This is a genomic window from Pedobacter sp. Leaf216 (genome assembly GCF_001421515.1).
In the GTDB taxonomy this organism is placed as follows: domain Bacteria; phylum Bacteroidota; class Bacteroidia; order Sphingobacteriales; family Sphingobacteriaceae; genus Pedobacter.
In genome coordinates, this window is record NZ_LMKM01000003.1 from 170,346 (window position 1) to 189,337 (window position 18,992).

The 18,992-nt window shown below is 37.4% G+C and carries 9 protein-coding genes; 8 read left to right on the top strand and 1 reads right to left on the bottom strand.

The genetic code is table 11. The annotated features are described in order from the left end of the window. Window positions 1-30: 30 nt before the first annotated feature. The gene (locus ASE74_RS02535) at window positions 31-1,401 is read right to left on the bottom strand and encodes a sigma-54 dependent transcriptional regulator (RefSeq protein ID WP_055903681.1); all 1,371 of its coding nucleotides are present in this window, start codon (window positions 1,399-1,401) and stop codon (window positions 31-33) included. 270 nt (window positions 1,402-1,671) lie between these two features. Between ASE74_RS02535 and ASE74_RS02540 the strand changes: the two genes are divergently transcribed. The 8 genes from ASE74_RS02540 (at window position 1,672) to ASE74_RS02580 (ending at window position 18,944) form a co-directional block, all read left to right on the top strand. Further along, window positions 1,672-2,916: an efflux RND transporter periplasmic adaptor subunit gene (locus tag ASE74_RS02540; RefSeq protein ID WP_055903987.1), complete on the top strand. Its 1,245-nt coding sequence runs from the start codon at window positions 1,672-1,674 to the stop codon at window positions 2,914-2,916. A gap of 341 nt (window positions 2,917-3,257) precedes the next feature. Further along, window positions 3,258-3,956 carry an ABC transporter ATP-binding protein gene (locus ASE74_RS02550; RefSeq protein WP_055903687.1) on the top strand — a complete coding sequence of 233 codons (699 nt, stop codon included), beginning with the start codon at window positions 3,258-3,260 and terminating at the stop codon, window positions 3,954-3,956. Window positions 3,957-4,127: 171 nt separating this feature from the next. Continuing rightward, window positions 4,128-6,488: an ABC transporter permease gene (locus ASE74_RS02555; protein ID WP_055903990.1), complete on the top strand. Its 2,361-nt coding sequence runs from the start codon at window positions 4,128-4,130 to the stop codon at window positions 6,486-6,488. A 76-nt stretch (window positions 6,489-6,564) separates the two neighbouring features. Then, the gene (locus ASE74_RS02560; RefSeq protein WP_055903691.1) at window positions 6,565-8,952 is read left to right on the top strand and encodes an ABC transporter permease; all 2,388 of its coding nucleotides are present in this window, start codon (window positions 6,565-6,567) and stop codon (window positions 8,950-8,952) included. 76 nt (window positions 8,953-9,028) lie between these two features. Continuing rightward, window positions 9,029-11,401, top strand: a complete 2,373-nt coding sequence (locus ASE74_RS02565; RefSeq protein WP_157255325.1) for an ABC transporter permease — start codon at window positions 9,029-9,031, stop codon at window positions 11,399-11,401. Window positions 11,402-11,474: 73 nt separating this feature from the next. Beyond that, window positions 11,475-13,856, top strand: coding sequence for an ABC transporter permease (locus ASE74_RS02570; protein WP_055903697.1), 2,382 nt, complete (start codon window positions 11,475-11,477; stop codon window positions 13,854-13,856). Window positions 13,857-13,933: 77 nt separating this feature from the next. Then, window positions 13,934-16,309, top strand: coding sequence for an ABC transporter permease (locus ASE74_RS02575; protein ID WP_055903700.1), 2,376 nt, complete (start codon window positions 13,934-13,936; stop codon window positions 16,307-16,309). A 235-nt stretch (window positions 16,310-16,544) separates the two neighbouring features. After that, window positions 16,545-18,944: an ABC transporter permease gene (locus tag ASE74_RS02580; protein WP_055903703.1), complete on the top strand. Its 2,400-nt coding sequence runs from the start codon at window positions 16,545-16,547 to the stop codon at window positions 18,942-18,944. Window positions 18,945-18,992 lie beyond the last annotated feature (48 nt).

The following is an 18,992-nucleotide window of genomic DNA, read 5'->3' on the forward strand; positions in this document are numbered from 1 at the left end:
GTTTTAAGCTCTGGTCTTTTAGCTTTCAGCTTAGATTCCAAATTTTTCGATTCTTCTGTAAAGTGCAGCCCTTGTTAAGCCTAGTTCTGCTGCGGCTTTGGATATATTGCCTTTGTGTTTGTCGATTGCTTTTTGCACCATCATTTTTTCCATATCTTCCAATGCCATTTCATCCGGTATGGAATTGTTTTGTGCAAAACGCTGCGGACTTAACTGCAAATCTTCTTCCGATATGTCATTTCCGTCGCTCATAATTACGGCCCGTTCCAAAACGTGCTGCAATTCCCTTACATTACCCGGCCATTTGTAATTTAAGAGTACATCCTGGGCCTTATTGCTTAAATTTCTAATCTCTTTGTGGTATTTTGAGCTAAAAACCTGCATAAAATGATTGGCCAGCAGCAAAATATCAGTTCCACGTTTACGTAAGGGTGGTAATAAAAGTTCTACTGTATTAATGCGGAAAAGCAAATCCTGCCTGAATGTATTTTTCGTTACCATTTCATTTAAAGGCATGTTTGTAGCCGTTATTAAGCGCACATTCACTTTGCGTTCTTTACTTTCGCCCAGGCGTGTTACGGTACGGTTTTGCAAAACACTCAGTAGTTTGGCTTGCAGGGGTAAGGTTAAATTTCCAATCTCATCCAAAAAGATTGTTCCCCCATCGGCCAGTTCAAAACGACCTGGTTTATCTTCTTTAGCATCGGTAAAAGCACCTTTGGCATAGCCGAATAGTTCACTTTCGAAAAGATTTTCGTTCAACGAGCCTAAATCTACATGCATAAATACCTGGTTTTTGCGTTGCGAGTTTCCGTGGATTTCGTATGCAAAAACCTGTTTTCCGGTACCATTCTCGCCCAAAATAAGCACATTGGCATCAGTAGGTGCCACTTTTATCAGGGTAGATTGGAGCTGTTTTATGCCTTCGGCCTGGCCCACTATGTTTTCGAAACCACGTGTCAGGTCTTTTTGTAGCGAGGAATGTATTTTTTCGAGTTTCTTTACTTTTCTGGTCGATTCGCGGAGTTTTGATGCTGCTGAAATGGTGGCGAACAGCTTTTCATTTTCCCATGGTTTGAGAATAAAATCAGTAGCTCCTTTTTTAATTGCCTTAACAGCCAGTTCTACATTGCCGAAAGCCGTCATTAAAATAACCACATAATCTTTATCAATAGATAAAATATGTTCGAGCCAATATAAGCCCTCCCTACCATCACTTGCTCCTTTTTGATAGTTCATATCAAGCAAAATGATGTCTATTTCATTTTTGCTCAACAAAACGTTAATCTCTTTTGGCGATTTACAGGTAATTACCTGCTTAACCTGTTGCTTTAAAAACAAACGGGCACTAAGCAGAATGTCGTCGTCATCATCGATAATTAAAACTGTGGCATCAAGCATAACCTCTCCCTATTATTTAGTATGTATTTATTCTTTTTCAATCAATCTTTTGCATCCAAAAAAGAAAGCTTAGCTTAAGCCTGAACCTTGCTTTTATTCTCGGTGAAGCAAATTTAATAAAACTGTCCGTTCCCGCACATAAACTGTTCGATAATGAACATGTGGAATTGATATTAATACTTAATTAATTGTAATTTAAGGTTTTATCTAATGTTTTCGCTTTTGGCACAAGCTTGGTTATTAGAGAAACCGAACAGTACAACCGAACACATGGATAAGAAAATAGAGAAGAAAAGATTTAGCAGAAAAACCTTATTAATAATAGGTGGCGCAATTGCTTTTGTAGTGGTTGTGATTTATGGCTATACTTTATCACTAAAAAAAGTATACAGTGCCGACGCCGACAAATTAACAATCAGTAAAGTAGCGTATGGCGATTTTGAAGATGTAGTGTTATTGAATGCCAGTGTTGTTCCATTAACTTCTGTAATTGTAAGTTCATCAGAAGGCGGTACGGTTGCCGAAATTTTTACCGAAAACGGTGCTTCTGTAGTAAAAGGCACACCGCTGTTACGGATTTCCAATTCCAATGCCATGTTGAGTTATACTTCCAGCCAAACCGCGGCAACGGAGCAGATTAACCAGTTACGCAAATCGAGGTTAGATTTAGAGCAAAATCAACGGGTTTTAAATCAAGACGTTCTGGATGTAGAAAATAGCTTAAGAACGGCAAGTAGACAATACAGTTTAGACAGTTCATTATTTTCCAAAAAAGTAATTTCGCTGCAAGAGTTTAATAAATCAAGTCAGGATTACGAGTATTACCAGGGAAAATTAAAAATTGTTCGTCAGGCCATTAAACAGGAAAATCAAAGCAGAAAAATGCAATTGGCTCAAATTGATCAATCGATGGGGCAAATGAACGAAAGTTTAGAAATGATCCGTAAAAACATCGAAAACATGACCATCAAAGCCCCTGTTTCGGGCAAATTATCATCCTATGATCCGGTAATTGGAAAATCTTATAATTCTAATGAAATGATAGGAAAAATTGATGTGTTGCAAGGATACAAACTTCAGGCAGGTGTGGATGAATATTATATCAACAGGGTAAAAGAAGGGCAAACTGCCAATTGTGAATTTAACGGAAAAACCTATAATTTAATAGTGAGTAAGGTTATTCCGGAGGTTACTGCGGGTCAGTTTCAGGTAGAAATGGTTTTTAAAGGAGCAACCCCGGAAGGTTTACGTCGTGGTTTATCGCTACAAACAAAGTTAACCTTGTCTGACAATAGTAAATCGCTGCTTTTAGCACAGGGTCAATTTTTTCAAAGTACCGGTGGCTCGTGGGTATTTGTGGTAAACAATGGCAAAGCGACTAAGAAAAATGTAAAAATTGGTAGAAAAAATTACCTCTATTACGAGATATTGGATGGTTTGCAGAAAGGCGACGAAGTAATTACTTCTTCATATGATCAGTTTAATCAATACGATCAGGTGGAGATTAATAAGTAGAGTGGTTGGAGTTTGGAGTTTAGAGCTTGGGGTTTGGGGTTTGGGGTTTGGAGTTTGGGGTTTGAAGTTTGCTCTTTGCTTTTTGAATTTTGCTCTTTGGTCTTTGCTCTTTGGTCTTTGCTCTTTGAACTTTGAACTTTGGTCTTTGGACTTTGGACTTTGCTCTTTGGTCTTTGGTCTTTGGTCTTTGGTCTTTGGTCTTTGCTCTTTGGTCTTTGCTCTTTGAACTTTGGTCTTTGGACTTTGGTCTTTGGACTTTGAACTTTGGTCTTTGGTCTTTGGTCTTTGGACTTTGGTCTTTGGGATACTAAATAAATGATACTTGAATAATACTTAATAAGATGATTAAAATAGAAAATCTGGAAAAAGTTTACAAAACTGAAGAGGTAGAAACAACCGCACTTAATGGGATTAACCTCCATGTAGCAGCTGGCGAATTTGTTTCCATTATGGGTCCTTCAGGCTGTGGAAAATCTACTTTATTAAATGTAATGGGTTTATTGGATAAACCTGAAAGCGGAAGTTATAAATTTATCGATACAGAACTTTTAACGCTTAACGATCGGGAACGTTCTAATTTCCGTAAGCGGAATATGGGTTTTGTTTTCCAGAATTTCAACCTGATTGATGAATTGACAGTTTTCGAAAACATCGAACTGCCGTTAATTTATAATAAAATTCCAGCAGGAGAACGTAAAAAACTGGTAAACGAAATTATCGAGCGGATGAACATTGTAAACCGTAGCGGCCATTTTCCGCAGCAGTTATCGGGCGGTCAGCAACAACGTGTGGCCGTTGCCAGGGCTTTGGTTACCAAACCTAAATTGGTTTTAGCTGATGAGCCTACCGGAAACCTGGACAGCTCTCACGGTAATGAAGTAATGGAATTGCTTTGCGAACTGAATGAAACCGGAACCACCATTGTAATGGTTACGCACTCCAGTCATGATGCAAGTTTTTCGAACCGGATTATCAACCTGAAAGATGGACATGTAATATCTGAAAAGATAAATAAGAGTAGAAATGAAGAACTGATATAAAGGCTTAAAACCCGCAGTTTTCAACCCCAAAAAAGATTTTAGTTTAGTTAATGATAGCCGCCCAACAATCTTCCCGGATGGGGAGATTTGGGATAGGCGCAATGTTAAAAACCATCAGCGGTCAGTTTTAAATGCCACATGCTGAACACCTACCGGCAAACAAGAAAAAATATGTTTAAATTAAATTTTAAAATAGCATTGCGTAACCTTTGGAGAAACAAAGGTTTTACCTTGATTAATCTTGGTGGCTTGGCCATTGGTTTGGCGAGTTGTATGATTTTGTTATTGTATGTTGCTTATGAGTATGGCTATGATAAGCAATTTACTGATTACAACAGAACATACGTGCTTTATAATAATCAGAAAACGGCATCTGAAACTTTTAGTTTTATGGCTTTCCCAGGCCAGTTGAAAAACGAAATTAAGGAGAAAGTACCAGGTGTGGCAAATGTTAGCAGAATATCGTATCCCGAACCCACATTAATCTCTTATAATCAAAATAATTTTAAAGCTAACGCTGTTTTTGGCGATCCGGATTTTCTTAAAATGTTCGATTATAAAGTGCTCAAAGGAAACTCGAATACTTTTTTAAATAGCGTAGATGGCGTAATCTTATCAGAAAAATTAGCTGAAAAACTTTTCGGCAATGAAGATCCGCTCAATAAGACAGTTAAGCTGGATAACAATGAAAATTTAAAAGTAGAAGGCGTTATTGAAGACCGTCCCAAAAATTCGACGCTTGAATTGGATTATATCATGTCGTGGAAGCTCTACGAAAAATTAAATCCCTGGACAAAAACCAGTGGATGGGGCAATAATTATTGCATGATGTTTATGCAACTTCAGAACAATTCTTTTTTTGATCAAGCCAATCACCAATTGAGCGGTATGATCAAAGCGCATGATAAAGAGGTAAACGGAGAACCTTTTATGCACCCGCTTGCTAAATGGCATCTTTATGATCAATTTCAAAATGGAAAAAATGTTGGGGGCAGGATAGACCAGTTAAGGATATTCTTCTTACTTGCATTTTGCATCCTTTTAATTGCCTGTGTTAACTTTATGAACCTTTCTACAGCGAAATCTGAAAAAAGAGCACGTGAGGTTGGTGTGCGCAAGGCAATCGGTTCATCCCGCAATAACCTTGTAGGACAGTTCATGTTCGAATCTATTTTATTAACCACGCTGAGTATGCTGGTAGCTTTTGTTTTAATTGAAGTGAGCTTACCTTATTTTAATAACCTATTGGGCATAACTTTAGGGATAGACTATAAGGATTATAAATTCTGGTCGGTATTTTTAGGTTTAACTTTGTTTACAGCTTTCATTGCTGGCAGTTATCCTGCGTTTTACCTTTCTTCATTCGATCCTGTTAAAGTATTAAAAGGGTTTAAAATTTCAGGTGGCTCTTCGTTATCAGTACGCAAATTTTTAGTTGTGTTTCAGTTTGTTTTCGCTGCTTGCTTAATAGTTTGTACAGCAGTAATTTACCAGCAATTGAATTATATTAAAAATAAACCGATCGGCTACAACAAAGCAAATCTTGTTCAGATTTCTACGGAAGGAGAATTTTCCAAAGTAGATAAAAGAGCCATTCTGAAAGATGAGCTACTAAAAGCTGGCGCAATAACGGCCTTTACAGAATATAGTACATCGCTAACAGGCGGAGGAAACAATACGTATGGCATAAGCTGGCCAGGTAAAAACGAACAGGACAAAATTCTGGTCAATTTCAGGTTTACCAATCTCGATCTTACTAAAACTACCGGAATGGAAATCTTAAAAGGCCGCGATTTCTCCAAAGATTTTGTTGATACCAGCAATGTACTGGTTAACGAAGCTATGGTCAAGGTAATGGGAATGAAAGATCCTGTTGGTAAAATGATCAGTTGGGACCAGCCCATCAGAGTTATCGGTGTAGTAAAAGATTATGTAATGGAATCGCCTTATCAGAAAGCTAAGCCATTGTTGATTGCACAAAATCCAAATCGTGCTACCACGATAATTATGCGTTTAAATGATAAAAACAACATCACTAATTCGGTTAATCAGATCAATGAAACGGTTAAAAAGTTAAATCCGGCTTATCCTGCAACAATCAGGTTCGTTGATGAATCATTTGAGGTTAAATTCAAAAATGAAAAACTTTTAGGTACGCTTTCAAACTGGTTCGGTGGTTTCGCAATTTTTATTTCATGTTTAGGCTTATTGGGCTTAGCCTTGTTTATGGCAGAGCAACGTAAAAAAGAAATCAGTATCCGGAAAGTTTTGGGTGCCACAACAGCCAATATCCTTACATTGTTAAATAAAGATTTTATCAAACTGGTAGCTATAGCAAACGTAATCGCTTTTCCATTGGCTTATATTATCATCAATAAATGGCTCTCAAGCTACGAATATCGCGTATCTATCTCCGCATTACCGTTTATTGCAGCCATTAGTTTATCAGTGATAATCGCTGTACTTACCGTAAGTATTCAATCGGTTAAGGTAGCAAAAGCAAACCCTGTAGATGCTTTAAAATACGAATAAGAACTGCGCTAAGCGTTTGGCGATCGGCGTGTATTAATCGCTATCCGCCAAACGCACTACGCTAACACTAAAAAATATGTTCAAATTAAACTTTAAAATAGCATTGCGTAACCTTTGGAAGAATAAAAGTTATGCCATAATCAGCATATTCGGTTTGGCTGTGGCCTTAACTATCTTTATTTTAACCATGTTGTATGCGAATTATGAAAAAGGATATGATTCCTGGAACGCGGGTTATGAGCATATTTATCGCGTAAATTATAAATCATCAACCGAAAATGTTGCGCTAAGTCCTGGTAATATGGCAACAATAAGTAAGGAGAAAATCCCTGCAGTTGAGGCCGCAACGCGGATACAGGATTACTGGTTTGGAGATCTGTTGCTTAAAACAAAAACAAAGAGTTTATATGTGAACGATGTTTTACTTGCCGACAGCAATTTTTTAAAGGTATTTAATTATCCATTGGTTTATGGCAATGCGGAAACTGCATTTAGCAAACCACAGACGCTGATTTTAAGTAAAACAATGAGTGAAACGCTTTTTGGAATAGGGGTAAACCCTGTTGGTGAAACCATTGTACTCGATCAAATAATGCCATGTACAGTAGCATCTGTAGTAGATGAAGCCAAATTTCCATCACATTTTCATTTTAAACTTATACGGAGATTTAAAAAGAGTGCCAATGATGAGTATTACAGCAATAACTTTTACACCTATGTTAAATTAAATGGTAATAGCGATGTTGTGCAAACAACAGATTTATTGAATAAAAACCGCACTGAAATATTAAATGCCGAGCTTGCCAAATTACCGAATGAAGAAAAAAATGGCTTTTCTGAATTCATTACCCAAAATAAACTTTATCTGCAGCCAATAAAAGAGATACATTTAACCAAAGCCAATGTAGAATACGAATTTACAGGTAATGGAATGGGGCGTTATATGTACCTCATGTTTATTGTGGCTACGCTTGTTTTGATTATTGCCGCTGTCAATTTTACCAATTTATCCATTACTATTGCCACCAGGAGAGCCAAAGAAACTGGAGTAAGGAAAGTTTTAGGTGCGCATAAAATGCAGATTGGTATACAGTTTATTTTAGAAACAGGCTTTCAATGCCTCTTAAGTCTGGTTATGGCGATTATCATGGTAGAACTCTTTTTACCCGGCTTCAATAAAACCATCGGCTCATCTATTCAACTCAATAACTTTTCTGATTACAGTCAGATAGCTGGTCAGGTTTTACTATTGCTATTAACCGTAACCTTAATTGTAGGACTTTATCCGGCATTACTGATTAGCAATATCATTCCTGCGAAAGTATTAAAAGGGAATTTTGCGAATAGCAACAATGGTTATTGGATTAGAAATGGCTTAATTGTACTTCAGTTTGCCATTGCAGTTTTATTTATTTCGGGCATTTGGATCATCAATAATCAGTTGAACTATATGCAACAACGCGATCTGGGTTATAAACCACAACAGGTAATGGCCATTAATTTACAAGACGATAGTGAGGCACATTACCAGAAAGTAAAAAATACCCTGAAAAATATCAATGGTGTAAACAGCATTAGCAGGGCCGATCATATTCCGGGTGAGGATATGGGGGGAAATAGCTATACCAACCAGGGCAAAACCTACAGTGCCAATTTTATTTCTATCGATGTAGATTATTTTAATACGATGGGGATGAAGATTGTAGACGGAAGGCCATTTAGTGCTGCCATAACAACAGATACGCTGAATTCGCTGATATTGACCGAAACTGCAGCTAAAACTTTTAACCTCCAAAATCCTGTTGGCAAAATGCTTAAATTCCATGAAAAGGATGTAAAAGTAATTGGCCTGGTAAAAGATTTTAATCATTATAGTCCCGAAAAAGCTTATCAGCCAATTGTTTTTCAATACATTAAAGGAAATCCACTCCGATATGTTTTAATAAATATTTCCGCGCAAAAATCGGCAGCGGTTATTGCACAGGTTGAAAAAGAATGGACAAAACTAGAACCTGATTTTCCGATTAAATATAGCTTGCTCGATAAATCGTTCGAAAAACTATTGCAAAAACAGGTGCAGCTTCGAAGTGTGGTGGCGTTTTTATCCATCATTACCGTTGCACTTGCTTTAATGGGGATTTTTGCCATTGCCACCTTTACCACCCAGCGCAGAAGTAAAGAGATTAATATTAGAAAAGTTCTTGGTGCCTCAATTTTTGATATCCTTGGGCTATTAAATAAAGGATTTGCCAAACTTATTATTCTGGCAAACTTAATTGCCTGGCCCATTGCCTATTTAATATTAAGAGATTGGCTAAACGGTTTTGCCTTCAGAATAGCCATGCCGGTTTTACCTTTTATTTTGTCAGGATTGATTACGCTTTTTCTTACAATCATTATTGTGAGTTTACAGTCGTATAGAGTTGCACATGCAAACCCTGTAGATGCTTTAAAATACGAATAAGAACTGCACTAAGCGTTTGGCGATCGGCGTGTATTTATCGCTAACCGCCAAACGCACTACGCTAACACTAAAAAATATGTTCAAATTAAACTTTAAAATAGCATTGCGTAACCTTTGGAAAAATAAGGTAAGCTCATTTATTAATATAATTGGCCTTGCTATCGGTTTGGCTGCATGTTTAACATTGCTGTTGTATGTTACCTACGAATGGAAATTCGACAAACAAGGTAAAAATGCAGACCATGTTTTTATGACGATGACCAATATTCCTGGCGATAATGATAAAATTTCAATAACTTTTGATGGTTCTACAACGGCATTCGCACCAACCATTAAACAGGAAATACCTGAGGTTAAATACACTGCAAGAATGGATTACGGTGGCAAAAATTTAATTGCCAATGGGCAGAATTCATTCAAGCGTCAATCTAAATTTGCCGAAGCCGACATTTTAAAAATGTACGATTATGAATTTATTCAAGGCAATGCCAATACTGCTTTGAATAACCCCAATTCTGTTATCTTAACCGCATCCACAGCTAAAATACTTTTCGGAACTACTGATGTATTAAATAAAACCGTCCGTTTTAAAGATCGTTACGATTTGAATATAACCGGAGTAATTAAAGATCAGCCTGATAACAGCTCAAACAAATTTGATTATTTGATGCCTTGGGCGTTATACGAAACAGTTGATCCAAGCGCTAAAGACCTCAACTGGAGCAATTATAGTTTTTTAACCCTGGTGATGTTAAAAAATGAGGCAAATTTAGATTTAGTCAATCAAAAAATATTCAAAGTCCTCAAAAAGCACAACAACGACAACTACCAATCGCAAATGCTTTTCCCATTGGCAAAACTTCACCTGCATGGTAAATTTGAGGAAGGTAAAAGTGTGGGTGGGGCAATAGAACAGATTTATCTTTTTATGGGCCTTGCGTTTGGTATTTTGCTGATTGCCTGCATTAATTTTATGAACATGGCCACGGCCAAATCAGAAAAACGTGCAAAAGAAGTAGGCATCAAGAAAACCATTGGCGCAAACAGGGGCTCATTGATTATGCAGTTTTTAACGGAATCAATGGTGCTAACTTTTATTGCGGTAATTGTTGCAATTGCAATTTTAGAAGTCTTTTTGCCAACATTTAACAACCTGATTGCGATAAAATTAAATATGTCTTATTTCGACAGTAAAAGTTGGATAGGCATTTTAGGGATTGTATTTGCTACAGGTTTAATTGCCGGAAGTTACCCTGCATTTTACCTGTCATCTTTTAATCCAATACAAACTTTAAAAAGAAAAATTAAAACTGGCGGTTTCTTTTCAATCAGCTTAAGGCAGGTGCTTGTTGTAGGGCAATTCTGTTTTGCCATTATCCTGATCATTTCTACGCTGGTAATTTATAAACAGATCCAGTACATTAAAAACAGGCCTGTAGGGTTCGATGTAAATGCTTTGGCAGAGATGCCACAAGATGGAGAACTGAAAACAAAATATGATGTTTTACGTGCTCAGTTGCTTAAATCGGGAGCCGTAACCTCCATGTTTCAATCATCTGTGAGTTTATCTCATCGTGGGCACAACTTTATGGATATTAAATGGGAGGGCATGACTAAGCCTGATAATACACAACTGTTTAACCAGGTTTCTACCACTTATGGTTTCATTAAAACAAATGGAATTAAAATAACTGAGGGAAGAGATTTCTCCGAAAATTTTGCTTCAGATTCTAGCGCTGTAATGGTAAGTGCTTCTGCTGTAAAAACTTTTGGGTACAAAAATCCGGTAGGTAAAAGTGTAACTATTTTTGGAGATAGGTTTAATATTATCGGCGTTTTTAATGATTACGTGTGGGATTCTCCATACAAATCAAATAACCCGATGATTGTTTTCTTCGATCAAAAACGTACAGGAACAATTACCATGCGTCTTAATGAAAAAAATAATTTACAAAGTAATATTGAAACCATTAGCAGAATCACAAAGTCTATAAATCCAGCATATCCAGCCGAAATCAATTTTTTAAACGCTTTATACAGTGAAAAATACAACGCCGAAAAAACTTTGGGTATTCTTTCCAATCTTTTTGGTGGTTTGGCCATTTTCGTTTCCTGTTTAGGGCTTTTTGGATTGGTAGCCTACAGCGCAGAGCAAAGAACCAAAGAATTTGGCGTGCGTAAGGTACTGGGTGCTTCATTATTTAACCTGATGCAGTTATTGTCGCTTTCTTTTGTGAAAATGATTGCGGTTTCTATAGTTATCGCTATCCCATTAAGTTATTTGCTGATGAATAAATGGCTGTTGAAGTTTGAGTTTCATACCGAAATATCATGGTGGATTATGCCAGTTGCCGGTTTGGGCACTTTAATGATGGCATTGATCACCGTAAGTTTCCAAGCATATAAAACAGCCCATGCCAATCCGGTTGATGCACTTAAATATGAATAAACCTGCGTGAGGCGTTTGGTGTTAAGCGATAAATTTACGCTGACCGCCAAACGCTACGCCAAACCTCAAAAATATGTTCAGATTAAACCTAAAAATAGCACTGCGTAACCTTTGGAAAAACAAAGGTTTTACCCTAATAAATGTTGGTGGCCTTGCCATTGGGATGGCATGCTGTTTAATGTTATTGCTATATGTTAACTACGAGTGGAGCTTCGATAAGCAATATAAAAATGCCGATAAAGTATATTTTGCAGCCTTAAATTTAAAGTTTAACGGTAAACTGGCTACAACAATGGCCGTACCCAATAAACTTGCCAAAGCTGCAGCCTTAGAATTGCCAGGCATTAAAAGTGCTGCGCGGATATCAATGAATAACGGGCAGAAATTGTACAGCCGCAATCAGCATCATTATAAATTTGTGGGGATGAATGTTGATCCTGATTTTTTAAAAATTCTTGATCAGAAATTTATCTACGGAGATGCCAATACAGCTTTAAACGAACCCAATAACGTGCTCATTAGTCAATCTACAGCGCGAAAATTATTTGGTAATGAAAATCCGGTGGGGCAGCTTATTAAGTACGATAACCGCATTAACTTAAAAGTGAGTGCAGTAATCGAAGATCTTCCTAAAAACCAGAGCATGCAGTATGATCTGTTACAACCCTGGGCCTTTTTAGAAAAGGAAGATCCTTCCCAAAATGAAAACGCGTGGGGGGCAATTACCTGTTTAACCTTGTTTCAACTTAGAGAAAATGCTTCATATACTGCCACAAACGCAGCTTTAAAGTATTTTATCGTAAACAAAGAGCCTGACTTAAAAAAAATGACCTATGAGCCTTTTCTTTTTCCGTTAAGTAAAATTCATTTATACGATGATTTTGAAGGTGGAAAAGCAGTTGGAGGTAAAATTGATCAGTTAAGGTTATTTGTTTTCCTTGCCATCTGCGTATTATTTATCGCCTGTATCAACTACATGAACCTTTCTACGGCAAAGTCAGAAAAACGTGCACGTGAGGTTGGTGTTAGAAAAGCATTAGGATCGACACGCAATACCATAATGGGGCAGTTTATGGTCGAATCATTGTTATTGTCGTTCCTTGCCATGTTAATTGCTTTTGCAATGCTCGAAGTATCTTTGCCATACTTTAATAACCTGCTCGATATTTCCATCAAAATTGATTATAATGCTTATCAGTTTTGGGGCGTGCTGCTTTCAATTGTACTCATAACAGGTTTTCTTGCAGGAAGTTATCCTGCATTTTACTTGTCTTCATTTATTCCGGTAAAGGTTTTAAAAGGCTTTAAAGGTTCGGCAGGTTCATTATCAATCCGAAAAACATTGGTAGTAGTGCAATTTAGTTTATCCATCTGCATGATTATTTCAGCAATTGTAATTTACAGCCAGATTCAGCACCTTAAAAATAAACCTCTGGGTTTTGATCAGTCTGCATTGGCACAAATCGATTTGGAAGGAGAGTGGACCAAACCCGAAAAATTAAATACGTTTAAAAGTGAACTCGAACGTTCAGGAGCTACAATTGCAACTACAGAATATGCCAGCTCATTTACCAATGGGGGATCAATTACTGGAAATATTGAATGGCCGGGCAAAGCTAAAAATGACGTATCCATCATTAATTATAGAAGTACAGGTTTCGATTTCGCTAAAACAACTGGCGTAAAAGTGCTTGATGGAAGGGATTTTGATCCTAAATTTTCTGCCGATACCGCTACATCGCTTTTACTTAACCAAAGTGCAGTTAAAATTATGGGTCTTAAAAATCCTATCGGTACCATTATCCATTGGGGCGATAACCCGCCGCTAAAAGTAATTGGTGTGGTACAGGATTATTCAAGTGAATCGTTAGCTTCCAAAACACAACCAACAGTATACTATTATAATGTTAAAACCAGTCGCGTTTTGCTGCTAAAACTCAATCCACAACAATCGCTTTCTACATCCATCGATAAGATAAAATCAATAAGTCAGCGTTTAAATCCTGCCTATCCGATCGAGGTAAAAATGATTAGTCAGGGCATGGCCGAAAAGCTCCGTAGTGAAAGGTTGTTAAGTGCGCTCTCGAATATTTTTGGTGGCTTTGCAATCTTCATTTCCTGCCTGGGCTTGCTTGGTTTGGCACTGTATACAGCAGAACAGCGTAGTAAAGAAATCAGTATCCGCAAAGTACTCGGAGCCAATCTATCTGATATCCTGGTATTGTTGAATAAAGATTTTATGAAGCTGGTGATTATTTCCAATGTAATTGCCATCCCGGTAGCTTATGTTCTGGTTGCCAAATGGCTCGAGAAATACGATTATAAGATTTCCATTAACCCATGGCCTTTTCTACTGGCACTTTTAACCTCGGTAATTATTGCCATTTTAACGGTGAGCCTGCAAACTTTTAAAGTGGCCAAAGCAAATGCTGTTGATGCACTTAAATATGAATAAGGTGGAAGGCTAGAAGGTTTAGGGCGTAAGGTTAAAGCGCCCAGACCTTAAACCCTACACCCTAAACCCTACACCCTATGTTCAGATTAAACTTAAAAATCGCATTGCGCAACCTTTGGAGAAATAAGGTAATTACCGCTATCAATATTGGTGGCCTGGCGATCGCTTTGGCTGCATTTATATTGGTTACAATGTATTTTACCTACGAAACAGGCTTTGATAAGGATAATCCGAATTACAATGATATTTATATCGTGGGCAGGCAGTTACCCGATTTAAAAACCAATAATACTCCACCGCCATTGGGTAAGGTGATTAAGGCAGAAATACCAGAAGTGGTATCTGTTGGTACTATGAAAATGAGCTTTTTCGAGTTTCAAGTCACCAGCCATAATGGAGTGGTTTTTTTAAGTAAGTGCCTTTACCTCGATTATGATGCAGCAAAAATGTTTAACATTAAACCCAGCGGTGGTTTAATCAGGCCAGAAAGCACGACCGAAAATCTGTTTTACCTTAGCAACGAAAACTATCAAACGCTTTTCCCGAATAATAAAAGCGGAAAACCTGAAATGATTGGGGTAGGTAGCAAATCTTTAGGTATGACAGGCCGATTAAGTGGAAGTATTTTTGCCAATCCACATTCTAATATTGCTTTTGATGCCATTTCGGTTGTAAAGGAGATGGGTTTAGGTGAAAATTACGGCTATAACAATTACAACACCTACATTCAGGTAAAGCCGGGTACAAATATTAAAGCAGTTGAAAATAAAATTAATGCCCTTTATAAAAAGGAACTCCTTAAAGATGGAGAAGATCCAAAGAATGTAACATTTAAGGCCACAAAAGCATTTCTTGATCCGCTAAAAAATCAACACCTCAGGCCAAAGGCAGGTTCAGATGCAAATTATAAAATCCTGATCGCGTTATCTGTTTTAGGTATCCTGATTTTGGTTATTGCTTGTATAAATTTTACTAACCTGAGTATTGCACAGGCAGCCAAAAGAGCAAAAGAAGTGGGCGTTAAAAAAGTGATGGGAGCTTACCGTTTTCAACTGGCCTTACAATTTTTAACAGAAATTTTAATTCAATGTATTGCTGCCACCATATTGGCACTGATAGTTGCTGAAATTATTTTGCCGGAATTTAATAATCTGTTTGTGGTTAACTTATCCATTTGGACGGCTAATAACAGCCTGTTCTGGCAACTTCCTTTAATTCTCATTCTTATAACCCTGGTTGCTGGCGTTTATCCGGCAATGGTATTATCCGGATTTAAGCCCGCACTTGTTTTAAAAGGTAATTTTCAAACCAGCAAGCAAAGTTACTGGTTGCGTAACAGTTTATTGGTTTTTCAATTTAGTATAGCAGTCGTTTTTATAATAGGATTATTCATCATTAATGCACAGCTTAAGTACATGCGTACACAGGATGTTGGTTTTAAACCAGAACAGGTAGTGTATATTAAAAACATGGCATATTTTGTATCTCCAAGTAAATTTGACCCTATCAGGGATAAAATAATGAATATTCCGGGAGTAAAATCAGTAACTGTAGCCAATGAATTACCAGATGGTTCTAAAGGTGGCAAAAACAGGTATACAATTGATGGGAAAGAGCAAAATTTAAGTTTTACAGATGTAGATTTTGATTACTTCGAAACTTTGAATATCAAGATTAAAGAGGGAAGGCTATTTTCGAGGGAATTTAAAACAGATACGGCAAATTCTGCCATTCTTAACGAAGCTGCAGTAGCCAAATACGGATTAACCGATCCAATTGGCAAAACAATTAAAGGTTGCCAGAATAAAGAATATAAGATTGTAGGAATAATTAAAGATTTTAAAACGCTAGGTTTTGAAAAACCGGTAGAACCAGCTATTTATTCTATAAATGATCCGTGTGGAAATCCCAAAACACAAATTATGGTGAAAATAGAGGAAAGCCGGATGTCGGAAGTGCTAAACACCCTAAAATCACAATGGCCCGGAATAAATAAGTTGGATGGCGACAACTTCCGCTACCAGTTTCTGGATGAAATGTATGGTAGGTTGTTTAAAAAACAGGAGCAATTGCAATCTGTGTTTTTTGCGGCAGCTATGCTCACAATTTTTATCGCTATACTTGGTCTTTTTGCATTTGCAAAATACATTACAACCGGCAGGATTAAAGAAATTGCCGTAAGGAAAATTTTGGGTGCCAGCAATTTGCAAATTTTTAAACTGATTAACAGCTCGTTTTTCATTTTGGTTGTGATAGCCAACCTTGTATCTTGGCCATTGGCTTATATTTTAACAAAAAAGTGGCTCGAAACATTTGCCTACCGCATTGATTTGCCGCTTTTACCATTTATATTAAGTGCTGCATTAACCATTTTGCTCACCATTATAACAGTAAGTATTCAGGCAAATAGTGCTGTAAAGGCAAACCCTGTAGATGCACTCAAATACGAGTAAGGTCTGCAGAGGGCGTTTGGCGATTAGCGCGGTTTCTCGCCAAACGCAAACGCTTAACACCAAACGCTCCGCGCTACTCGCCGTTCGGTACCGTACAGCTACTGTTCATTAACGGACAAAATTTCATATTGTGTATTTTTATCTAACTGATAATCAGTTTTTTATATTTTTATTTTCGCTTGGTATAAAATTGGCATAAAGCGGTTAAGATATCATTCTATTAATTATTGGATACATGTTTAAATTAAATTTAAAAATTGCCTGGCGAAACCTTTGGAAGAACAAGGGTTACACCTTAATCAATATTTTAGGTCTTTCCATCGGGATGGCAAGTTGTATTCTTATCTTTATTTTTATCCGTTACCAATTGAGTTTCGATGAAGGCTTTAAAAACGAAAGCCGCATATATCGGGTAATTAGCAATTGGACAACTCCTGATAACTTTTTTGAATCTGCCGGAACACCGCGTCCCCTTCCTGCGGCTATGCGAAATGATTTTAAGCAACAGTTTGATAAGGTTGCCGCTATCCAGTCGGGCGGTGGTATTATTAAAGTGAAAGATGAATCGGGTAAAGAAAAAATCAAAACTTCTGAAAGGGTATACTATGCGGAGCCAGATTTTTTTGAAATTTTAAGTTTCAAATGGCTCGAAGGGCATCCACAGCAATCACTTGGTCAGCCGAACACCGTTGTGCTTTCTGATGAAATGGCAGATAAGCTTTTTGGAGATTGGCATAAGGCAATGGGTCAAAGTATTAATTTTAAGAACAAGGTTGATCTTAAAGTAACAGGGATTATAGCAAAAACCCCTGATAATAGCTCCTTCCCGCTTAAAATTGTTATTTCTTATAAAACCTACCAAAATTTAGCTCCCGAGGAGTTAACAAATTGGGGTACAGTTTCGTCAAATTCAGAATGTTATGTGCTTTTAAAAGAGGGTGTTGCTATTGATGAGGCAAATAAAAGTATTCCTCAGTTTACAAACAAATATTACCAAAAAGATGCCATTTCTAAAGAAGGGCACCGCTTTCAGCCACTTCGGGATATCCATTACAATGCAGATCTAGGCAATTTTGCAAACAAAGTAATGCCCCAAAAAGAACTTTATGGCCTGGGCATCATCGGTGCTTTTTTACTGCTAACAGCATGCATTAATTTTATAAATCTTGCCACGGCCCAAGCCGTAAGCAGGGGTAAAGAAGTTGGTGTACGTAAAGTGATGGGCAGTTTGCGCAGGCAATTAATTGTTCAGTTTTTAACCGAAACATTAACCATTACCATCCTCTCTTTACTTGTAGGGTGCGTGCTTACCGAAGTTGCCCTGCCAGGTATGCAAAGTCTTTTTGATGATCACATTTCTTTTAGCATTATCGAACACCCGGTCATATTTGTATTTATGGTGGTTTTGGTGTTGTTGGTGAGCTTTTTAGCAGGTTTTTATCCCGCAATGGTGATGTCTGGTTATAGTCCTGCATTGGCCATCAAAAATAAAATTACTGCAAACGCAAGTGGTTTAAGCTTAAGGAAAATACTTGTTGTGGTGCAGTTTGCCATTACAATTATATTGATAATAGGTACTTTGGTGGTGTTAAGGCAAATGAATTACATGAGAGAAAAACCTTTAGGCTTTATCCCTACAGCAGTTGCTCTGATTGATGTTCCATCCGATAGTATCGCCATTACCCGTTACCATAGTCTGCAGGATCGGATCAGTAAAATTCCTGGGGTAATAACTACCAGCTATTGCAGTGCAGCGCCATCTTCTGATTTTAATAACGAAAGTAATTTCAGGTATAACGGAACAGCTCTGGCTAATTTCCAGGTCAATACCAAAACAGGGGATGATAATTATTTCAAAACATTTGGATTGGAAATTATCGCTGGTAAAGGTTTATCAAAAAGCGATACCCTTAAAGAATTTGTGGTTAATGAAACCATGCTCAAAAAACTAAACGTTGTTAACCATTACGATGCCATTGGTAAACCCATCAGGATTCATGGTAAAGTAGGTATTATTAGCGGTGTGGTTAAAGATTTTAACAATAGAAGCCTGCACGAGCCGATTTCTCCGATAGTGATCAGCAGCGACAAAGAATCGTATACCACAATAGCTGTTAAACTAGATAGCAAACTCATTTTGCCTGCAATGAAGGCTATAGAAAGTACGTGGAACAATGTGCTGCCCGAGTACGTGTACGATGCCAGTTTTATGGATGATAAAATCAGTGAATATTATGAAACTGAAAAAATAATGGGTGCCCTGTTTAAAGTATTTGCGGGAGTAATTATTTTTATTTCTTTTATCGGCTTKTTCGGTTTAATCTCTTTTGTAGCTACACAAAGAACGCGTGAGGTAGCCATCCGTAAGGTTTTGGGTGCTTCTACAATAGAATTGGTTAAAATGTTAAATGGTTCATTTCTGCTGGTGGTTTTTATTGCCAACTTGGTGGCCTGGCCACTGGCATATTTATTTGTTTCCAAGTGGTTGGCTAGCTTTAGTTACCGTATTGATCTTAACATCTGGCCATTTATACTTGCTATGGTTGTTTCTATGGTGATTACATTAATAACAGTAAGCATCCGATCTTACAAAGCTGCGGTTGCCAATACCATTGATGCGTTAAAATATGAGTAAGATCTGCGGACAGCGTTTGGCGTAAGGTGATAAATCCACGGCCTGATC

What these genes read in the sequence shown, in the direction of transcription:
- ASE74_RS02535 (WP_055903681.1), bottom strand. Translation starts at nt 1,401, where the DNA reads ATGCTTGATGCCACAGTTTTAATTATCGATGATGACGACGACATTCTG.
- ASE74_RS02540 (WP_055903987.1), top strand. Translation starts at nt 1,672, where the DNA reads ATGGATAAGAAAATAGAGAAGAAAAGATTTAGCAGAAAAACCTTATTA.
- ASE74_RS02550 (WP_055903687.1), top strand. Translation starts at nt 3,258, where the DNA reads ATGATTAAAATAGAAAATCTGGAAAAAGTTTACAAAACTGAAGAGGTA.
- ASE74_RS02555 (WP_055903990.1), top strand. Translation starts at nt 4,128, where the DNA reads ATGTTTAAATTAAATTTTAAAATAGCATTGCGTAACCTTTGGAGAAAC.
- ASE74_RS02560 (WP_055903691.1), top strand. Translation starts at nt 6,565, where the DNA reads ATGTTCAAATTAAACTTTAAAATAGCATTGCGTAACCTTTGGAAGAAT.
- ASE74_RS02565 (WP_157255325.1), top strand. Translation starts at nt 9,029, where the DNA reads ATGTTCAAATTAAACTTTAAAATAGCATTGCGTAACCTTTGGAAAAAT.
- ASE74_RS02570 (WP_055903697.1), top strand. Translation starts at nt 11,475, where the DNA reads ATGTTCAGATTAAACCTAAAAATAGCACTGCGTAACCTTTGGAAAAAC.
- ASE74_RS02575 (WP_055903700.1), top strand. Translation starts at nt 13,934, where the DNA reads ATGTTCAGATTAAACTTAAAAATCGCATTGCGCAACCTTTGGAGAAAT.